Raw genomic sequence first — 16510 nt, 5'->3', positions numbered from 1 at the left:
GCGCGCCAAGGACGCAAGCGCCGGTGCGTCGATGAGCCAAGCCAACAGGCCCGCTGGCAGACGTCGTCACCAGGCTGCTTTGCTGCCAGTGTATGTACATGCAACATATCTGGTCAAAGGGAAACAAGTCGCATCCAGGGGGACGAGGCAGAACCCTCCGCCGTCCGGCTTGGACTATTACGATTGGAACTAGTCTATCGGCGCATAAAGAAGCGACAGCACCGAATCTCGCTCGGTGAAGAGCGGGTCGTGCTCTGTCCGTTCGAAAGCCAGCCTGCCCACCAAGTGCCCCACCAGCCCAGCATCTGGATGCCTCCGGCGACGGAAAGGAACCGGCCGGCGCAGACGCGCCGGCCGGTCATATGGGTCGCGGACGCCGGTGCTACCGCAGGTTGCGGTAACGGTACATGGTGATCGGCGCGAAGATCGCCACGATCGCGGCGCTCACGGCGAGGACCACGACGACCTGCCCGACCGTTGCCGTGCCTGCCATCAGGCCACGCTCGGCCGTGGCCATCAGGGTGATGGGGTTCACGTTGACGAAGCGCTGGAGCCACCACGGCATCGTCCGCGGGTCGACGAAGATGCTGCTCGCGAAGGTCAGCGGGAACAAGACCATCATGCTGGACATCATGACCCCGTTCGGGGTGCGCATGATCAGGCCGAATAGCGCCCAGATCCAGCCCAGGCTGAACGCGAACACGAGCAGCAGACCCACGGCAGCCACCACACCGAGCGCACCGCCGCCCGGCCGGAACCCCAGGATCAGCCCCACCACGATGACGATCAGCGAGGCCATCGAATAGCGCACGGCATCGCCGAGAAATGACCCCACGAGCGGCGCAGGTCGCCAGATCGGCATCGACCGGAACCGGTCGAAGATCCCGTTCGAGATGTCGGTATTCAGACCGGCCGCGGAATACATGGTGATGAAGACGACGGTCTGCACCACGATCCCCGGCAGGAGGAACTGCAGGTAGGCACGGGTGGACCCCGCGATCGCACCGCCGAACAGGTAGGTGAACATCAGCGTGAACATGATCGGGAAGGCGGTGACGTCGAACAGTTGCTCGGGGACATGCCGCATCTTCAGCAGTGTGCGCCACGCGAACGTCAGCGATACCGCCAGTGCGCTTGGGCGCCGCGGTCGGTCGCTCGAGAGCGCCGAGCGGACGCGTTCGTCGATCTCGGCGAGTCGGAGAGGCGCCTGTGTGGTCATGCCGTAACCTCCTCGGCAGCGTCGTCAGCAGTTCGGTGACCCGTCAGGGCAAGGAAGACCTCGTCAAGACTCGGTTGTCCGAACGAGAACGCGGTGACCGGGATGCCGTTCCTGGCGAGCACGTCGAGCGCGCGTGTGACCTCCTCTCCTGCGGACACACGGGCCGACAACCTCGCCGGGTCTCCCTCCGAATACGTGGTCAGATTGAGCGAGCGTTCCAGCAGTGCTGCCGCCGCCGGCCGGCGCTCCGGGTCGCCCAGGCGAACATGGAGGACACCCGAACCAACGGAGGCCTTGATTTCTTCGACCGTGCCCTCGGCGATCACCCTGCCACGGTCGATGATGGCGAGCCGCTCAGCAAGCTGGTCTGCCTCGTCGAGGTACTGAGTCGTCAGTAGGACGGTCGTCCCCTCGGCCACCAGCAGGCGGACGATATCCCAAAGCTGATTGCGGCTGCGGGGATCGAGCCCGGTCGTCGGCTCGTCGAGGAAGAGGAGATCCGGTGTCACGACGATACTGGCGGGAATGTCCAGCCGCCGTCGCATCCCTCCGGAATAGGTTCTCACCAGCCGATCGGCAGCCTCGGTCAGTCCGAAGGCGTGCAGCAACGCATCAGCGCGCTCCCTCGCCCGGGCGCGCGAGTAGCCCATGAGGCGCCCGAGGAGGATGAGATTTTCCGCGCCGGTCAGGTCGTCGTCGACGGACGCGAACTGCCCTGTCAGACTGACTCTCCCGCGCACCGCGTCGGCTTCGCGCACGATGTCGTGCCCGAGAACTCGTGCCGATCCGGCGTCGGGAACGAGGAGCGTGGCGAGCATCCGCAGGGTCGTGGTCTTGCCGGCGCCGTTCGGCCCCAGCACTCCGTAGACGGTCCCGGTGCGGACCGTCAGGTCGACACCATCCACGGCCCGGGTTTCGCCGAAGGACTTGACCAGGCCCGACGCCTCGATCGCGACCGCGGGAGAACGGCGTGCTGGCATGAGCTGTACCTCCTTTCGCGCACGTCACCGCGCGGAGCGGATGGATGGCACACGTCCCCCACCGGCACGAAACCGCCGCCCCGGAGGGAGCTGGTGGTCATCCGATGTTCGGCTGATTCGGCGGGCCCTCCGGCGCTAGGCGGCCAGATCCCCCCGCCGTGTGCGGTACTGAAGCACCAGGTGCAACCCGCCGAGTATAGCATCCCGGGGAGTGGGGTAAAGCCCCTGAACGATACCCAGCTCGCGGCAGACGGCGCTCCAGGAGCGAGCACCCATGGGAACGGCCACGATGGTGTAGACGCGGCCACGGTACGCGAGTTCGATCGACTCGTGCGCTTTGGCCTGCATCGGGGGCTCCTCTCGCGGTCCCTGCCGATTTGTGGGGCCGGCCGGCGGCACCGCTCTGATCGGGGGCGAAGAGGCGAACAAGTGTTCTAATTCAATGATACTCGTCAGCGCACCGGTTGTCTACCCCTTCGTTTGACGAGGCGGTGCTGCGAGAACTCCCGCCGGGAACCCGCCGGCAACGCGACGTCTTCCGCGCGGACTCGCGGCGCCATACGGCCTTCCATGTGTAGCGCGGATGCCGACACGGCCGCGCCTGGGCGGGCTGACGAGCGAGTGCTATGCTCATCCATGAGGAGAGGAGTTCCGGCCCGGCCGTGCTCGACCTCCGCTCAACGGCAGGCATGAGCCGAGGCCGCGCCGCACGATCTGAGGATGCCGCGCATGTTGCTACCCGTACTCGACACCGCACCCGGCACGTCGCTCTGGACCGCCTGGATTGCCCGACCGCAGGTGATGGCGCCGCTCACGCTGCTGATCGCGGCGTACACCATCGCCGTGATCCGGCTCCACCGGGCAGGCGGACGCAGGCCGGCGGGATGGCGGATTGGCTGTTACTACGCGGGGATGGCGCTGCTGATCGTGGCGCTGCTCGGGCCGCTGGACGTCTTCAACGACACCGTCTTCTTCCTGCACATGCTGCAACACATGATCCTGATCCAGATCTCGGCACCGCTGATCGCCCTCGGCCAGCCGCTCCAGGTGGTCGTCCGCGCGCTGCCGCCGAGGCACAGCCGCCGCCTGGCGAAGATCGTCGCCGGCCATGGGAACGTGCGGCGCTGGACGGACCGGCTGCTGCACCCGGTCCCCGCCTTCCTCCTCTTCAACGTCGTGCATGGGCTGTGGCACATCCCGACCTTGTACCAGGCAGTGCTGGACAATGAACTGCTCCACGACGTTCAGCACTTGTCGTTCTTCATCACGTCGTATCTCTGCTGGTGGTTGATCGTGGACCCGATGCCGCGGCACCGCAGACTGCCAATTCCGTGGGCGCTCGGCCCTGTGTTTCTGACATCAATGGCCGCCAGCGCCATCGGCGCCGTGCTGACGCTGGCCGACAACGTCGTCTACCCACGCTATCAGGCCCCGGATCCCATCTGGGGACTCTCGGGGGTGGTGGATCAGCAGATCGGTGGGCTGATCATGTGGGTGGGCGGCGGCCTCCTCTACTTTGCCGTGTTGCTCATCATGGTGGGACGGGCGCTCGGTTCCGGTTCAGAGGAGCCCAAGCCCGACGACAGTCGCTACCAGCCGAGCATGCACTGAGGTCTCCGGTATCGAACGGACCACCACGGGGCGAGCCGCATGCGCTCGCCCCGGATGCCATCCTGTAGCCCGCCGCGCCCCGGCCGTCAGCGCCGGATCCACATGGGAAGCTGTTAGGGTCTTGTAACGCCGTCGTGCCTCATGCCCGCGCGGTTGTGGCGCGCCCTGTGGTGTCCTGGTCCATGGAAGGCAGGGCATTCGCCAGCGCGGCCGCGTTACGGTAAGGGGATAGCGATCAATGAACCGGCGTTCACGACAGATCCTGGCACTGACCGCGGCGGCGTTCGCCACCTGGACGTTCCCGTTCAATCAGGTGGCCGCTATCGGCTGGCTCACCGTCGCGATCCTCATCCTCCCAACCCCTCGCCTGAAACCTGAGGTGGTCACGCTCCGACGACTGCGCCACATGCTGCGCCGTTTCCGCTAGCAGCAGGCGGGCAGCGTCTCCTCGCGAGACCCACCCGTGCCCGAAAGGGTGATCGACATCTTAACCGGGTCAACCCGCCAGCAGTCCGCTCCCCCGCGCGTCATCCTGAGCCGAGTCGGGAGCGGCGGCCGGCCGTCCCCCGCACAGCTCCGGATGACAACGACCGGGCGACGGGAACAGCTCCGGCATCCCACGGTATGTCGTCAGACTCCATGCGCCCTCTGGGCACTGGCGTGTCTCAGCGCGGCCCCCAGGCCAATCCTCGTTCGAGCGGGATTAGACCGTCGTTGGCGCTGCCGATCCGATCTGGACCCATCCCCGCCGGACCGCGCAGGTGAGTGCCTCCACCCGGTCCTGGACGTGGAGCTTCCTGTAGACGGCCGTGATGTGGTTCTTGACCGTTTGCTCGGTGATGTAGAGGGTGTCCGCGATCTCCTTGTTCGAGAGCCCCTGCGCCACGCAGTCGAGCACTTCCATCTCGCGCGGCGAGAGCGGCAACAGGCTCTGCGCCGGCGGTGCACCCTCGCGCTCGCCGGGTGCGCCGGCGCGCAACTCCAGGAGCAACCGGCGCGCAAGCGCCGGCCGGCTCACGATGATCGTGTCGATCGGGCGCTCTCCCCGGAGAACCCGCTGGATGGTATCGAGGAGCAACTCCGGCACGACGTCTTTGGTCGCGAACGCGGCCGCCCCGGCCTGCAGCGCGGCGAGGACCAGATCGTCGCTCTGGTACGTCGAGAGCACGATCGCGCGCACGTGTGGATATTCCTCCTTGAGCGCCCGAACCACGTTGAGCCCGGTCACCCCCGGCAGTTGAACGTCTACCAGCGCCAGCGCCGGACGGTACACATCGGCCTGCTGCATGGCCTTGTACCCGTTCGACGCCTCAGCCACCACGTGAAGCCCGGCTTCGTCCTCGATGAGGCGGCGCAGCCCCTGCCGGAACAACGGATGGTCATCGACGATGAGCACCCCAGTCGAGTGAACGTTGCGGGACGACCGGGCCATGAGATCCCCTCTCCACAAGCGCCATGCCAGAGTTATCGCGTATCGGCACCATATCGGTTACCCATCCTGAAAATATTATGCCTGAACCCATGTGTGATGCGTAGCATCTGACGACGGTCCGTAACAGATTCGTTGCAACAAGTGGGAGCACGGTCCAGCGCACGACGAATGAGAGGATCGGTCCGATTGCGAATGGGGATCGGAAGGCGGTGACGGCGTGCTCAGCCGCTGCGGGTGTCGGTCCGCTGGAGGATCGGGATGCCGAGGAGGGCTGCAGCGGCCGCGCCGCGCTCAACCTGGCCGCGCGGAACCAAACCGAGGCCCCCACCGCGCAGCCGACCGACCTCCCCGACGGCGACAAAGCCGGCTTTCAGGATGCCGCGGGCTGAGGCGACGTTGTCGAGGTCGTGGCCGACCCAGAAGCGCTGAGCCGACGTCTCGCGGCGCAGCATGTCTTGCAGGATTCGGGGATAAATGCCACGCCCTCGCCAGGGCGGGAGCGTGACGAAGTCCCAGAGGTAGCGGTTACCGGGTGGCAGCGCGAAGGCCAGTCCCAGTTCACCGATCGCGGCCTCGCGCGTCGCCAACCAGCCACTCGCCACCGGCGTCCCGTCGAGCCACGCCAGGTACGGCGTGTGCCCCTCCGCCATCCGCGTCTGGAGCACCGCAGGGCTGTGTCCCGCGACCGCCGCGAGCGCCGCAAGGTCGGTCGCCGGTTCGATGACCAGGCCCGGAACCCGCGGGAGGCCGGGCAGCGGATCACCCCGCCACCAGGTGTACAGGCGCCCGATCGGTGCTCCCACCAGCTCCAGATCGTCCCGACCGCTGCTCAACCGCATGTCTGCCTTCCGGTTGCGCACGAGTGGCGTATGGATACGTGGAGAACGTCACCGTAGTGGTCTCTACCCGACCCCACGCGACGAACCCAAGCACCGCTCACGGGAGGTCGATCAGGGTGAGCCCGGTCGCCGGGTCCGGCTTGCGGCGGAGGTGCGCCGGCGCCTCCTCGACGATCACTTCAAGCGTCGGCCGCACGTGCCCGGCGAGAAGATGCCCTCCGTGCGCCGTGCCGTCTCGCTTCCCGACGACGACGTGCGCGTGGACTTTCGGCCCACCGCCGTCCTCGGGATCGAGCGCGACGTCCCCGACCAGGGACAGCACTTCGACCTGCTCTTCGATCGGGATCTGTTCGTAATCCTTCTTGTCCAGGTCGAAAAAGCCCAGCAGCACATCGCTGAACGCGCCGGCGCCGGTGAAGTGGGCCGCGGTCAGGCCCTGCTCGCGGGCGAACTCGGTCAGCCCCTGGAAGACCTCGTCGCCGCTGTCGAAGATCACCGCGTAGGTTTTCCCGCCGTCCTCCTGGATCAACCGTGCCTTCACCCCGTCCTCCTTCGCGTTCGCCCTGACCTTATTGCTCCCGGCTCACGGCGGCAACCGCAGGACCGGCGCCACGTACCGGCGCCGCGCCGGGGCGACCTGGCACCGGACGTGCCTCAGGGAACGGGCAACGGCTCGGCAGGCAACCGGGAAGGACGGGTGCCCGTAGATCACCTACCCGGCAGCGAGCACGACTGGCTGCAGATCCAGCGAGAGATGGAAGCGCACGCCGAGCACTGGGATGCGGACTTCGTTCGCTTCGATCCCGACCCGCTCATGGCGCGGATCCGGCCCGGCATGCCCGTGGTCACCCGGACCGGGCAGAAGCTGGGCACGGTCAGACGGGTCTACCAACCCGTCGGCCTGAACCAGGACGAACCGTATCACTGGGACATCTACGTCCACGTCGACCGCGGCCCGTTCCGCGACGACCTGTTTCTCCCGTCGCGCCTGATCGGCGACATCGAGGGCACGACGGTACGGCTGACCGCCTCGCGCCACGAGCTCGGCGCCATGGTGCTGGATCGGCCGGAGTTCGTCCCGGAGTAACGAGGTTGCTGGGCCGCCGGGAGGGCTCCCGGCGGCCTCGGACGCGTCCGTGTTAGCGCCCGACCGCGATCATGCGGTCGATGGCGACGCGCGCCCGCTCGGCGATCTCCGGTGGGACGGTGATCGGGTAGACCATGTCGCGAAGCGAGCGGTACACCTTCTCCAGCGTGATCATCTTCATGTAGTTGCACACCGCCGCTTCACGCACCGGGTAGAACTGCTTGCCCGGTGCCAGGCGGCGAAGCCGGTGCAGCACGCCGGTCTCGGTTGCAACCAGGAACGAGCCGGCATCGGACGCCGCCGCGTGGCGCACCATGCCCTCGGTCGAGAGGACGTGGGTCCGCCGTGAGTCGAGCCGCCCCGCCTGGAGGTCGAGCAGGCAGCGCGAGCCGCACGCGCACTCGGGGTGTACCAGCAGTTCCGCGTCCGGGTGCGCGTCGCGCGCACGCTCCACGTCTTCGGCCATGATCCCGGCATGGACGTGGCACTCGCCGAGCCACAGATGGATGTTGTCGCGCCCGGTGGCGCGCCGCACCCATTCGCCGAGGAACAGGTCAGGCAGGAACAGGATCTCTCGTTCCTCCGGGATGCTCCGGACGATCTCAACCGCATTCGCCGAGGTGCAGCAGTAGTCGCTCTCGGCTTTCACCTCGGCCGTCGTGTTCACGTAGGAGACGACCACGGCGCCCGGATGCTCCGCCTTCCAGGCGCGCAGTTGATCCGCGGTGATGCTGGCGGCCAGCGAGCAGCCGGCTTCCAGGTCCGGCAGCAACACCGTCTTGTCCGGGCTGAGGATCGCCGCGGTCTCGGCCATGAAGTGCACGCCGCAGAAGACGATCACCTCGGCGTCGGTCGTCGCCGCCTGCCGCGACAGTCCGAGCGAGTCTCCCACGAAGTCGGCCAGGTCCTGGATCTCGGGGATCTGGTAGCTGTGCGCCAGGATGACGGCGTTGCGCTCCCGGCGTAACCGGTTGATCTCGGCCACCAATGCTGACGTGTCCGACGCGGAGACCGTGCCGTTGCCGGTCGTGATGGGGCTGTCAACGAGGCTCAGGGTACTCACCAAGTGTTTCCTTTCGGTGCCGGCGGTGTTCCCCTCCCGGCACCCGACTCATCGTTGCTCACGTCCACGCCGGGCCGTCCGGCGCTCACGCATCCTTTCCATCCGGCTTGTCGGGCGGCCCGGGGATCTCCCGCGCGCCGATGTAATGGAAGAGCCGTGCCGGCCGCCGCGAGCGCCGATCCCGCACACCCGGGAGGGGTGCCAGATCCCAGCGGGCCAGCATCTGCCGTGCGAAGTTGCTGGGGTCGTACCGCTCACCTGCCACTGCCTCGTGCACGGCGCGGAGGTCGGCCATCGTGAAGCGTTCGGGTAGCAAGTAGAAGGCGAGTGGCGTGTAGTTGATCTTCTGCGCCAGGCGCCAGCGGGCGTAGGAGGCGATACGCCCATGGTCGAGGGCCAACGGTCCCGGCAGCGCGTCGATCGGGAACCAGGCGGCTTCCGCGACTCCCTTGCCCGGCCGCGTCGCCCGGCGCGGCGGATGCCCGGCTGCCCCCGGTTGGAGGATCGCGTAGTACGCCACCGAGATGGCCCGCCCGCGCGGGTCGCGGCCGGGGTCGCCGAAGGTGTAGAGCTGCTCAAGATAGACGCCCCACAGCCCGGTGGTGTCGACCAGGATGCGCTGCGCGGCCTCGTCCAGCGGCTCGTCGGCCCGCACCGGTCCACCCGGGAGCGCCCAGGCACCGGCGAACGGTGCCTCCAGCCGCCGGACGAGCAGGATCTGCAACTCCCGCTCCACCAGGGCGAAGCACGCGATATCCACCGTCAGTAGCAGGTCGCCACGCATATCGATCGCGCCCTCCTCCGGACGTCTCGCGTATAATAGTCACAAGTACCAAAGACTGTCAACCATCTGTGCTTCCCCCACGGAAGCCACGATCGATGTCCCGCCCCGGCCGCCATGCGGGTACACTAGCCGCAGGCCGGCGCAATCGGCCGGAGGGCAGGCTGGGGTGGCACCCGTGGGAGGGGAGGCACCGATGGAGCAGGCGACACCGTTCGAGTATTCGCGCCGCATCATGGATCTGCTGCGCGGCTACCGCGAGGCGCGCGTCCTCATCACCTTCGCCGAACTCGGGATCGGCGACGCGCTGGCCGACGGCCCGCTCCCGGCCGCAGCAGTCGCCGACGCCATCGGCGCCGACCCGGCCGCCACCGCACGCTTCCTCAACGCCGCCCGCTTCCTCGGCCTCGTCGAGCGCGAGGGCGATGACTACCGCCTGACACCACTGGCCGCGGCCACGTTGACCAGCGGCGGCGCGGCCTCGGTCGTGAACTTCGCTCGCCGCGAGGCGGCGTTCTACCGCCGGTGGGCGCACCTGACCGAAGCGGTCCGAATCGGCGGTCGCCCTGCCGCCAGCCTGCAAGAGGAGCAAGACCCGAACTGGGTGCGCGACTTCACCCTGGCCCTCTACGACACGGCGCGCATCGCGGCACCCGGGATCACCGCCGCGCTCACCCCGTTCATCGAGGGGCTCGGCCACCCAGCGCGGGTGATCGACGTCGGCGGGGGTCACGGCGGCTACAGTATCGACCTCGTCCGTCGCTTCCCCGACCTCCAGGCCACCGTCTTCGACCTGCCGCCGGTCGTCGAGGTGACGCGCGAGATCGTCGCCGCCTCGGGGGTGGGCGACCACGTCTCAGTCGTCGCGGGGGACTTCCACCAGGACTCGCTCGGTGCCGGCTACGACCTGGCACTCGTCTTCGGCGTGCTCGTCGGGGAGGACCGCGAGGGGAGCGTCCGGCTGCTCCGGACGGTGCGCGACGCACTTGCCCCGGGTGGGATTGCCGCTGTCCGCAGCCACCACGCCGGCCGTCGCGGCGAACCGTCGCTCAACGGCGCGCTCTTCGACCTGCAGATGCTGCTGTCAACGCGCGGCGGCGCCGCCCACGAGGTGGTGGATACGGCCGCCTGGCTCCGCGAGGCGGGGTTCACCGAGGTGGAGACGCTGACGCTGCCTGAACCCGCGACCGGGATCTTGCTCATCGGCCGGGCACCGGCCTAAGCCGTCCCAGCGTCCTCGTCAACCACCGGCCGGGCGGCCAGGCCCAGGAGCGCGAGCAGCACGTCGGCGATCACCTCCCGGTTGAGGCGATCCTGCGCCTCCAGCACCGCCACGACCGCCTCGTTGAACGCCTGCTGCGCCCGCGCGCGATCACCGTCGGCGGATCGCCGCCAGGAACGCGGCGCTGCACCTTCCAGCGCGCCCGCCGCCGAGCGCAGCGCCTCGAGCGCCCGCGCATACGCCGCGAGCGGCTCGCCGTCCAGCAGCCCACGTGGCCGCCCGGGCGGCCGCGCCCCGGCCCGGGCCAGCGCTTCGATCGCCCCAGCGCCGGATACCGCGGGCCAATCCGGCTCCAACGTCCCCCGCAGTGCGCCGCGCAGCCGCTCGATCTCGGCCGGCACGAACCGCCCCCACCACGCTTCACCGCGCAGGTGCTTGACCGCAAAGCGCAGGCGCCCGCGGTGCCAGTCCTCCAGATGACCCGGCGTCGCGGGAATATCAGGCGGCAAGCCGCTGGCCCGCAGGGACGGGTCGTAGCGCACCCGCCACCCGGCCTCCCGCAGGCGGTAGCACAGGTCGACATCGGCGTAGGCGCCAGGCTGGAATGCCTCGTCGAAGCCGCCCACCTCCTCGACCGCGCGACGCCGGAGGACCATGAGCGACGCCGGGGCGTACGCGACCTCCCCGGGCGTATCCCACCGTCCTTCAGCAGGCTGGCCGCGGCCGCGATCGCGCGCCATCATAGCCGGCTCATCGACCGCCCCGCCGGCGCTGACGAGCGTCTGCCCATCCGGCGCGACGATCTTCCCGGCCGCCGCGCCCAGGTTCGGCTGCTCTGCAAAGAGCGCGGTCAACACCTGCCCAAATCCGGGCTCAACGACCACCTCCGGCGCGAGCACCGCCACCACAGGCGCCTCGGTCATCGCCAGCCCCCGGTTCGCGGCGACGGCGGTGCCCAGGTCGTGACCGATGACTTCGACCATCACCTGCGGCCACCCGGCCAACTCCGACACCGAGTCGTCGGTCGAACCGGCATCGACGACGACGACCTCGCTGGGAGGACGCGGGCCGTCATAGAGCGCCCGCAGGCAGCCGTCGAGGAAGACCGCCGCGTCGCGGTTCACCACCACCGCGGCCCAGCCGTTCGCCCTGTCCGCCGCCCAGGCCACCGCTACCCTCCGCCTGCCCCGTGCGACCGTGCTACACTCCACCCGGTGAGTGTATACCGGCACCGCTGGGGGACGCACCGCACGCGGCAGGCTCCCGCCGCCAACACTGGGGATTGGGTCGTACTGGGGGCGCGCTGATGCAGATTCCAGCCAGTCGAACCGAGGAGATCGGGCGACCACGGGTGGCCGTCGGAGCGGACAGCCCTGCCCTCATCATCGACGACGACCCGCCGATCGGGTCGGTATCGGTCGTCGTTCCGCTTCTGGATGAGGCCGAGAGCCTGCGGCCCCTCTACCAGGAGATCGTGGATGCACTCGACCCGTTGGGGCTGCCCTACGAGATCATCTTCGTCGACGACGGCAGTACCGACGGCTCCAGCGGCATCCTCCGCGCGCTCCACGCCGCCGATGAGCGCGTGCAGGTGATCCAATTCCGGCGCAACTTCGGCAAGTCGGCCGCGCTTGCCGCCGGATTCGCCGCCGCCCGTGGCGACGCCGTGGTGACGCTGGACGCCGACCTCCAGGACGTTCCGGCGGAGATTCCACATCTGCTGGCCACGCTGGAGGACGGTGCCGACCTGGTGAGCGGCTGGAAGTTCCCGCGCCACGACCCGCTGAGCAAGCGCCTGCCCTCGGCCATCTTCAACCGGGTGGTCAGGGCCATGACCGGGGTCCGGCTCCACGACTTCAACTGCGGCCTGAAGGCCTACCGCGCCGAGGTGCTGGACGAGATCCACCTTTACGGGGAGCTGCACCGCTACATCCCCGTGCTGGCCCACTTCCGTGGGTTCCGCGTGCGCGAGGTACAGGTTCGGCATCGGTCGCGCCAGTTCGGGCGCTCCAAGTTCGGCGCCGCCCGCTTCTTCCGTGGCTTCTTCGACCTGCTCACGGTCCTCTTCCTGACCCAGTACCGGCGCCGCCCGCTGCACTTCTTCGGCTGGTTCGGCCTGGTCACGCTGCTGGTCGGGTTCCTCATCAACGCCTACCTGGCCACGCTCTGGTTCCTGGGCAACCCCATCGGCCACCGGCCGCTGCTAACGCTCGGCGTGCTGCTCATGATCATCGGCGCGCAGTTCGTCGTCTTCGGGCTCCTGGCCGAGATGATCGCCTACACCTCGGCTCAGCGCGAGTTCAGCGTCCGCCGCCACCTGCGCCACGACACCCCGCTCGAACCGGCACGGAGAGACGCCTCCCGTGACTGAGCACCGCACCGTCCCGGTCAGGCTGGAACAGGTTGCCTGCGACCTTTGCGGCGCCGACGACTCCGAGCCGCTGCTCGACCTCGACGACATCCTGGCGGGCACGACCCCCGACCACTTCCGCCTGGTCCGCTGCCAGCGCTGCGGCCTTCGCTACCTCAACCCCCGCCCGGTGGCCGAGGAGCTGGCGCGCTTCTACCCGGAGGACTACGCGCCGTTCACCCGGCGCGGGATCGCGGCCCGCGTGCGCGACCGGCAGCGCCGGCGCGACGTCGCCTCACTCTGGCGTTATCTCGGACCGCCCGCCCGGGTGCTCGACGTGGGCTGCGGCACCGGCGACCTGTTGCGCGCCATCCGGGACTGTGGGAACCCGGAGGTGCTCGGCATCGAGCCGAGCGCGCAGGCGGTGCGGATCGCCCGCGAGCGCTGGGGCCTCGACGTGCGCCAGGGCGACCTGCACGCCGTCCGGCTCCCACCAGCGAGCGTGGATACGGTCCTCCTGTCCCACGTGATCGAGCATCTCCCCTCCCCCTCGGACACGCTCGCGGAGATCACCCGCGTGCTCCGGCCCGGCGGCGCGCTCATCCTCTGGCTTCCCAACGCGGACTCCTGGGCGGCCCGATTCTGGAGGGAGAACTGGATCGGCTATGACGTCCCCCGCCACCTGTACGCCTTTACGCCGGCGACCCTCGGTGCGCTCCTCGCCCGCCATGGGTTCACCGTGACCGAGATCCGCCAAGAATGGCTTGGCCTCGAATGGTCCTGGGGGCTACGGCTGTGGGCACGTCGCCGCTGGGGACGCGGCGGCATCGACCGCGCCTTCGCAGGGCTCCACCCCGCGCTCACCGCGCTGCTCACCCCCGTCTCCGCCGCGGCCGCCATCACCGGCCGCGCCGGCCGAATCCTCGTCGTTGCGCACCGAGCTGGCGAGTGTTCGGCACGGGATCTTGACAAACTTATGGCAACAGGCAGACAATAGGCCCACACATCCGAGTGCCGCAAAACGCCGCGCCCTTCGGTCACCGGAAGGGGAAGAACCGTGGCTGCCATCGACGCTGAGCAGGTCCGCCAGCAGCTCGCGGCGCGTATCCGCGACCCCGCCGTCAATCTCACCATCGGCGAGCTCGGGATCATCCAAGACGTCACACTCACGGGTGACCGCCTCACGGTTCGCATCCAGCCGTGCACTCCCGACTGCTGGCCGCTGGCGATGGCCGGCATCGCCCGAAGCATCCGGCAGATCGCCGCCGACCACGGTCTTCAGGCCGAGATCGAGCTGGAGCCGGTCATGTTGCTCCCGGAAACTGAGCTTCAGGAGATGGTCCGTGACGTCGAGCGCGACCCCACCCGCCTCCGGGAGCTGTGGACCCGGAGCTATACCGTCAGCCTGCTGACCGTCCTCACCCAGCTCGAAGCCAGCGGGTTGAGCGAGGACGAGATCGCCAGCTTGGAGATAACCGATCTGGCCGCGCGGGTGGACGGCGGGTCGCTCTCCGCCCGGATGCTCGACGCGCTGCGCCATTGGCGTCGCGAGATCGGCCTTCCCGACTCGGGTCCCCTGCTCGTCGACGCCGACGGGAATTCGATCACCGATCTCCCCCGCTGGCGCCGCGCCGCACGCCTCGCCCTGCTCAGCCAGCGGACCTACGGCGCCATCTGTCGCGACACCCGCGACGCCTACCACGCGCCCCAGGTTGCTCCATCCGACTCGTCCATGCCGCACGACGGGAGGTGACCCATGCGCAGAGGCTATCTGGTCATCGACAACCACGTCCACTTCTGGGATGCCAGTCGAGAAAACGCCAACGATCTCGGCGAGCGCTGGATCAAGTGCTTCCACGCCTATCACACCTCGCTGACCCCGACCGCCGAATACGAGTGGGACCTCGACTTCTTCCGCAAGCCTGAGCCGGACTGGTATCGCCGCACCCTCTTCGACGAGAGCGGCGTCGACATGGCCATCCTACAGCCGACCTACCTCTACGACTTCTTCAAGCACGGCTTCAACACGGTCGAGCAGAACGCAGCTATGGCCAAGTCCGCACCGGACCGGTTCATCCTCAACGGCCGCGTCGATCCTCGCGACGGAAGCAAGGCCATCGAAGAGCTGCACCGGCAGAAGGAGGAGTACGGGATCAAGGGGTTGAAGCTGTACACCGCTGAGTGGTGGAACGGGATTCCGCACGGATGGCGCGCCGACGACGACATGGCGATGCGGGTCTACGCAGAGTGCGTCAAGCTCGGGATCAAGAACATCCACTTCCACAAGGGTCCGGGCATCGACCCGCTCACGCTCGACGGCTTCGACGTCGGCGATGTCGACGCGGTTGCGATCGCCTTCCCGGAGTTGAACATCATCGTGGACCACGTGGGGTTGCCAAAGCTCGACAAGTTCTGCTGGATCGCCGTCAAGCAACCCAACGTCTACGCCGGGCTTTCGGTGGCCGTGGCCTTCGCGGGCAAGCGGAAGCGCTTCTTCGCCGAGATCATGGCCAACCTGCTGGCGTGGCTCGGTGAAGACCGGATCCTGTTCGGCTCCGACTTCAACATCTGGCACCCGGTCTGGGAGATCGACGCGATCATCGACTTCGAGATGCCGGAGGATCTGGCGCGCGACTACGGCGTCAGCGTGACGGAGACGACCAAGCGAAAGATCCTGGCTGAGAACGCAGCCAAGTTGTACGGGATCGACCTCGAGACGCTGCGCACGACACCGCCGCAGCCACTCGTCGCCTAGACGCAAGGGGAGCGGCTCAACGCGTCGAGCCGCTCCCCCAATCACGTGGTGGACGTCCGGTATTAGGCAGCCTGCGGCAGCGCCACGGGCTCAGTGCCTCGCGCGGCGATCGCGGCCCGCGCAGCCTCCGCGAGATTCGCCTCCAGCTTTTCTCCGAAGCGGTACAGCTTCCGGATGCGGCCCATCTCCGCAGCCTGGACCACGTCCTCTGGTGAGCCGAGCCCCAGTTCGACGTGGAGTCGCAGCGCCCGGCGCGGCCCGATTCCCTCCACCTCCATCAGCCGCAGCAGTTCCTCCGGCAGGCTGTGGTACAGGTCGCGGTAGAACCGCATCTCGCCCTCGGTGAAGAGTTCGCCCAGTTTGCGCCGCAGCCGCTGCCCCAGCCCCGGCAACGCCAGCTCCCCCGACGGTGTCAGATACTCAGTCGCCGGCTCCCGCAGCGCCAACAGCCGCCGGGCGGCACGCCGATACGCTCGCACCCGATACGGATTTCCGGCGGTCATCTCCAGGATGGTCGCTATGTTGAGGAGGATCAGCGCCGCCTCATGATTGGTCACGGTCGATCGGTTCATCATGCTCTCCAGTGCGTCGATTCCGTCAACTCAATTGTACCACTCGGACTGATGTTATGGTAAGTTTTTGCCGCTGGAGAGGGTCACGAGCGCCGAGGCTCACTCGCCTTGACACCCCGCGGAATATAGGGTATTCTCTGGCCGACAATTGAGACGTGGCGCATTCGTCTAGTGGCCTAGGACACCGCCCTCTCAAGGCGGAGATCACGGGTTCGAATCCCGTATGCGCTACAACGACGCAGGCCCCGGAGTCATCCGGGGCCTGTGGTTTTCGGTAGATTGTCTTGTGGCGCGGACGCTGGCCCTCTGGATCGCGTGACGTGCGTGTCGTTCCGCTCAACGGCAGTGGTTGGCGCCCTGGGGTTATGGGGTTTGACGATTGAATTGAGTGCGCGCGGTCGGCACGTGCCCGGGGGTGGGTGGCGGGAAGGATCCCACGCCGTGGCGCGTGCCCGGGGCTAAAGCCGCCGGGCTAGACAGCGAAGCCCACTGAAGGGGCTGGGGACATTGTGCCCATTGGGAGGCCGGAGCGGTCCCGCCGAGGAGTAGCCATCGCAGCCCCTTCAGTGGGCTTACCCCTATGCAGCCCGGTGGCTTTA

General features: G+C 68.1%; 18 protein-coding genes and 1 tRNA gene. 9 read left to right on the top strand and 10 right to left on the bottom strand.

Annotation, left to right across the window (positions count from 1 at the left end):
- Positions 1-382 precede the first annotated feature (382 nt).
- From IRZ30_RS09215 to IRZ30_RS09205, 3 genes are all read right to left on the bottom strand, one after another.
- On the bottom strand, positions 383-1219 hold the full coding sequence (locus tag IRZ30_RS09215) for an ABC transporter permease (protein ID WP_294084693.1): 837 nt from the start codon (positions 1217-1219) through the stop codon (positions 383-385).
- Positions 1216-2199 (bottom strand): ATP-binding cassette domain-containing protein, encoded by a 984-nt coding sequence (locus tag IRZ30_RS09210; RefSeq protein ID WP_294084692.1) that lies wholly within the window; start codon positions 2197-2199, stop codon positions 1216-1218. Before IRZ30_RS09210 ends, IRZ30_RS09215 begins: the two co-directional genes overlap by 4 nt.
- A gap of 135 nt (positions 2200-2334) precedes the next feature.
- Positions 2335-2547, bottom strand: a complete 213-nt coding sequence (locus IRZ30_RS09205) for a hypothetical protein (protein WP_294084691.1) — start codon at positions 2545-2547, stop codon at positions 2335-2337.
- A gap of 381 nt (positions 2548-2928) precedes the next feature.
- On the opposite strand from IRZ30_RS09205, the gene IRZ30_RS09200 reads away from it, so the two are divergent.
- Positions 2929-3810: a cytochrome c oxidase assembly protein gene (locus IRZ30_RS09200; RefSeq protein WP_294084690.1), complete on the top strand. Its 882-nt coding sequence runs from the start codon at positions 2929-2931 to the stop codon at positions 3808-3810.
- A 238-nt stretch (positions 3811-4048) separates the two neighbouring features.
- Entirely contained in the window at positions 4049-4237 is a 189-nt protein-coding gene (locus tag IRZ30_RS09195; protein WP_294084689.1) for a hypothetical protein, read from the top strand.
- A gap of 276 nt (positions 4238-4513) precedes the next feature.
- Here IRZ30_RS09195 and IRZ30_RS09190 read toward each other — a convergent pair whose 3' ends face one another.
- The 3 genes from IRZ30_RS09190 to IRZ30_RS09180 form a co-directional block, all read right to left on the bottom strand.
- The gene (locus tag IRZ30_RS09190; RefSeq protein WP_294084688.1) at positions 4514-5242 is read right to left on the bottom strand and encodes a response regulator transcription factor; all 729 of its coding nucleotides are present in this window, start codon (positions 5240-5242) and stop codon (positions 4514-4516) included.
- 221 nt (positions 5243-5463) lie between these two features.
- Positions 5464-6081, bottom strand: coding sequence for a GNAT family N-acetyltransferase (locus IRZ30_RS09185; RefSeq protein ID WP_294084687.1), 618 nt, complete (start codon positions 6079-6081; stop codon positions 5464-5466).
- Between the two features lie 97 nt (positions 6082-6178).
- Complete coding sequence (locus IRZ30_RS09180) at positions 6179-6622, bottom strand: PPC domain-containing DNA-binding protein (protein ID WP_294084686.1); 444 nt, start codon at positions 6620-6622, stop codon at positions 6179-6181.
- 156 nt (positions 6623-6778) lie between these two features.
- On the opposite strand from IRZ30_RS09180, the gene IRZ30_RS09175 reads away from it, so the two are divergent.
- Positions 6779-7168 carry a hypothetical protein gene (locus tag IRZ30_RS09175; RefSeq protein ID WP_294084685.1) on the top strand — a complete coding sequence of 130 codons (390 nt, stop codon included), beginning with the start codon at positions 6779-6781 and terminating at the stop codon, positions 7166-7168.
- Positions 7169-7220: 52 nt separating this feature from the next.
- On the opposite strand, the gene nadA is transcribed toward IRZ30_RS09175, so the two are convergent.
- Together nadA and IRZ30_RS09165 are read right to left on the bottom strand one after the other, a co-directional pair.
- On the bottom strand, positions 7221-8231 hold the full coding sequence (nadA, locus tag IRZ30_RS09170) for a quinolinate synthase NadA (RefSeq protein ID WP_294084684.1): 1011 nt from the start codon (positions 8229-8231) through the stop codon (positions 7221-7223).
- 85 nt (positions 8232-8316) lie between these two features.
- Entirely contained in the window at positions 8317-9015 is a 699-nt protein-coding gene (locus tag IRZ30_RS09165; RefSeq protein WP_294084683.1) for an NUDIX domain-containing protein, read from the bottom strand.
- A 193-nt stretch (positions 9016-9208) separates the two neighbouring features.
- On the opposite strand from IRZ30_RS09165, the gene IRZ30_RS09160 reads away from it, so the two are divergent.
- Complete coding sequence (locus tag IRZ30_RS09160; RefSeq protein WP_294084682.1) at positions 9209-10234, top strand: methyltransferase; 1026 nt, start codon at positions 9209-9211, stop codon at positions 10232-10234.
- Here IRZ30_RS09160 and IRZ30_RS09155 read toward each other — a convergent pair.
- A complete protein-coding gene (locus IRZ30_RS09155) occupies positions 10231-11403 on the bottom strand; it encodes a glycosyltransferase (protein ID WP_294084681.1) in 1173 nt (390 codons plus the stop codon). The genes IRZ30_RS09160 and IRZ30_RS09155 overlap by 4 nt on opposite strands.
- Before the next feature lie 137 nt (positions 11404-11540).
- On the opposite strand from IRZ30_RS09155, the gene IRZ30_RS09150 reads away from it, so the two are divergent.
- From IRZ30_RS09150 to IRZ30_RS09135, 4 genes are read left to right on the top strand one after another with little or no spacing between them, the layout of a single operon-like run.
- Positions 11541-12605: a glycosyltransferase family 2 protein gene (locus IRZ30_RS09150; RefSeq protein ID WP_294084680.1), complete on the top strand. Its 1065-nt coding sequence runs from the start codon at positions 11541-11543 to the stop codon at positions 12603-12605.
- Positions 12598-13581 (top strand): bifunctional 2-polyprenyl-6-hydroxyphenol methylase/3-demethylubiquinol 3-O-methyltransferase UbiG, encoded by a 984-nt coding sequence (locus tag IRZ30_RS09145; protein ID WP_294084679.1) that lies wholly within the window; start codon positions 12598-12600, stop codon positions 13579-13581. The genes IRZ30_RS09150 and IRZ30_RS09145 overlap by 8 nt, the downstream gene beginning before the upstream one ends.
- A gap of 60 nt (positions 13582-13641) precedes the next feature.
- Entirely contained in the window at positions 13642-14337 is a 696-nt protein-coding gene (locus IRZ30_RS09140) for an iron-sulfur cluster assembly protein (protein ID WP_294084678.1), read from the top strand.
- 3 nt (positions 14338-14340) lie between these two features.
- Positions 14341-15339 (top strand): amidohydrolase family protein, encoded by a 999-nt coding sequence (locus IRZ30_RS09135; protein WP_294084677.1) that lies wholly within the window; start codon positions 14341-14343, stop codon positions 15337-15339.
- Between the two features lie 62 nt (positions 15340-15401).
- Here the strand turns inward: IRZ30_RS09135 and IRZ30_RS09130 are convergent, their stop codons facing one another.
- The gene (locus IRZ30_RS09130; RefSeq protein ID WP_294084676.1) at positions 15402-15911 is read right to left on the bottom strand and encodes a helix-hairpin-helix domain-containing protein; all 510 of its coding nucleotides are present in this window, start codon (positions 15909-15911) and stop codon (positions 15402-15404) included.
- A gap of 157 nt (positions 15912-16068) precedes the next feature.
- Between IRZ30_RS09130 and IRZ30_RS09125 the strand changes: the two genes are divergently transcribed.
- Positions 16069-16142 (top strand) — tRNA-Glu (locus IRZ30_RS09125).
- Positions 16143-16510 lie beyond the last annotated feature (368 nt).

It is taken from the genome of Sphaerobacter sp. (assembly GCF_019683595.1).
GTDB lineage: Bacteria > Chloroflexota > Chloroflexia > Thermomicrobiales > Thermomicrobiaceae > Sphaerobacter.
Note: the sequence above shows the minus strand (reverse complement) of the source record. Positions and strands in the feature narration are given on the sequence as shown.

What these genes read in the sequence shown, in the direction of transcription:
- IRZ30_RS09160 (WP_294084682.1), top strand. Translation starts at nt 9,209, where the DNA reads ATGGAGCAGGCGACACCGTTCGAGTATTCGCGCCGCATCATGGATCTG.
- IRZ30_RS09215 (WP_294084693.1), bottom strand. Translation starts at nt 1,219, where the DNA reads ATGACCACACAGGCGCCTCTCCGACTCGCCGAGATCGACGAACGCGTC.
- IRZ30_RS09190 (WP_294084688.1), bottom strand. Translation starts at nt 5,242, where the DNA reads ATGGCCCGGTCGTCCCGCAACGTTCACTCGACTGGGGTGCTCATCGTC.
- IRZ30_RS09200 (WP_294084690.1), top strand. Translation starts at nt 2,929, where the DNA reads ATGTTGCTACCCGTACTCGACACCGCACCCGGCACGTCGCTCTGGACC.
- IRZ30_RS09150 (WP_294084680.1), top strand. Translation starts at nt 11,541, where the DNA reads ATGCAGATTCCAGCCAGTCGAACCGAGGAGATCGGGCGACCACGGGTG.
- IRZ30_RS09195 (WP_294084689.1), top strand. Translation starts at nt 4,049, where the DNA reads ATGAACCGGCGTTCACGACAGATCCTGGCACTGACCGCGGCGGCGTTC.
- IRZ30_RS09210 (WP_294084692.1), bottom strand. Translation starts at nt 2,199, where the DNA reads ATGCCAGCACGCCGTTCTCCCGCGGTCGCGATCGAGGCGTCGGGCCTG.
- IRZ30_RS09205 (WP_294084691.1), bottom strand. Translation starts at nt 2,547, where the DNA reads ATGCAGGCCAAAGCGCACGAGTCGATCGAACTCGCGTACCGTGGCCGC.
- IRZ30_RS09165 (WP_294084683.1), bottom strand. Translation starts at nt 9,015, where the DNA reads ATGCGTGGCGACCTGCTACTGACGGTGGATATCGCGTGCTTCGCCCTG.
- IRZ30_RS09130 (WP_294084676.1), bottom strand. Translation starts at nt 15,911, where the DNA reads ATGAACCGATCGACCGTGACCAATCATGAGGCGGCGCTGATCCTCCTC.
- IRZ30_RS09135 (WP_294084677.1), top strand. Translation starts at nt 14,341, where the DNA reads ATGCGCAGAGGCTATCTGGTCATCGACAACCACGTCCACTTCTGGGAT.
- IRZ30_RS09185 (WP_294084687.1), bottom strand. Translation starts at nt 6,081, where the DNA reads ATGCGGTTGAGCAGCGGTCGGGACGATCTGGAGCTGGTGGGAGCACCG.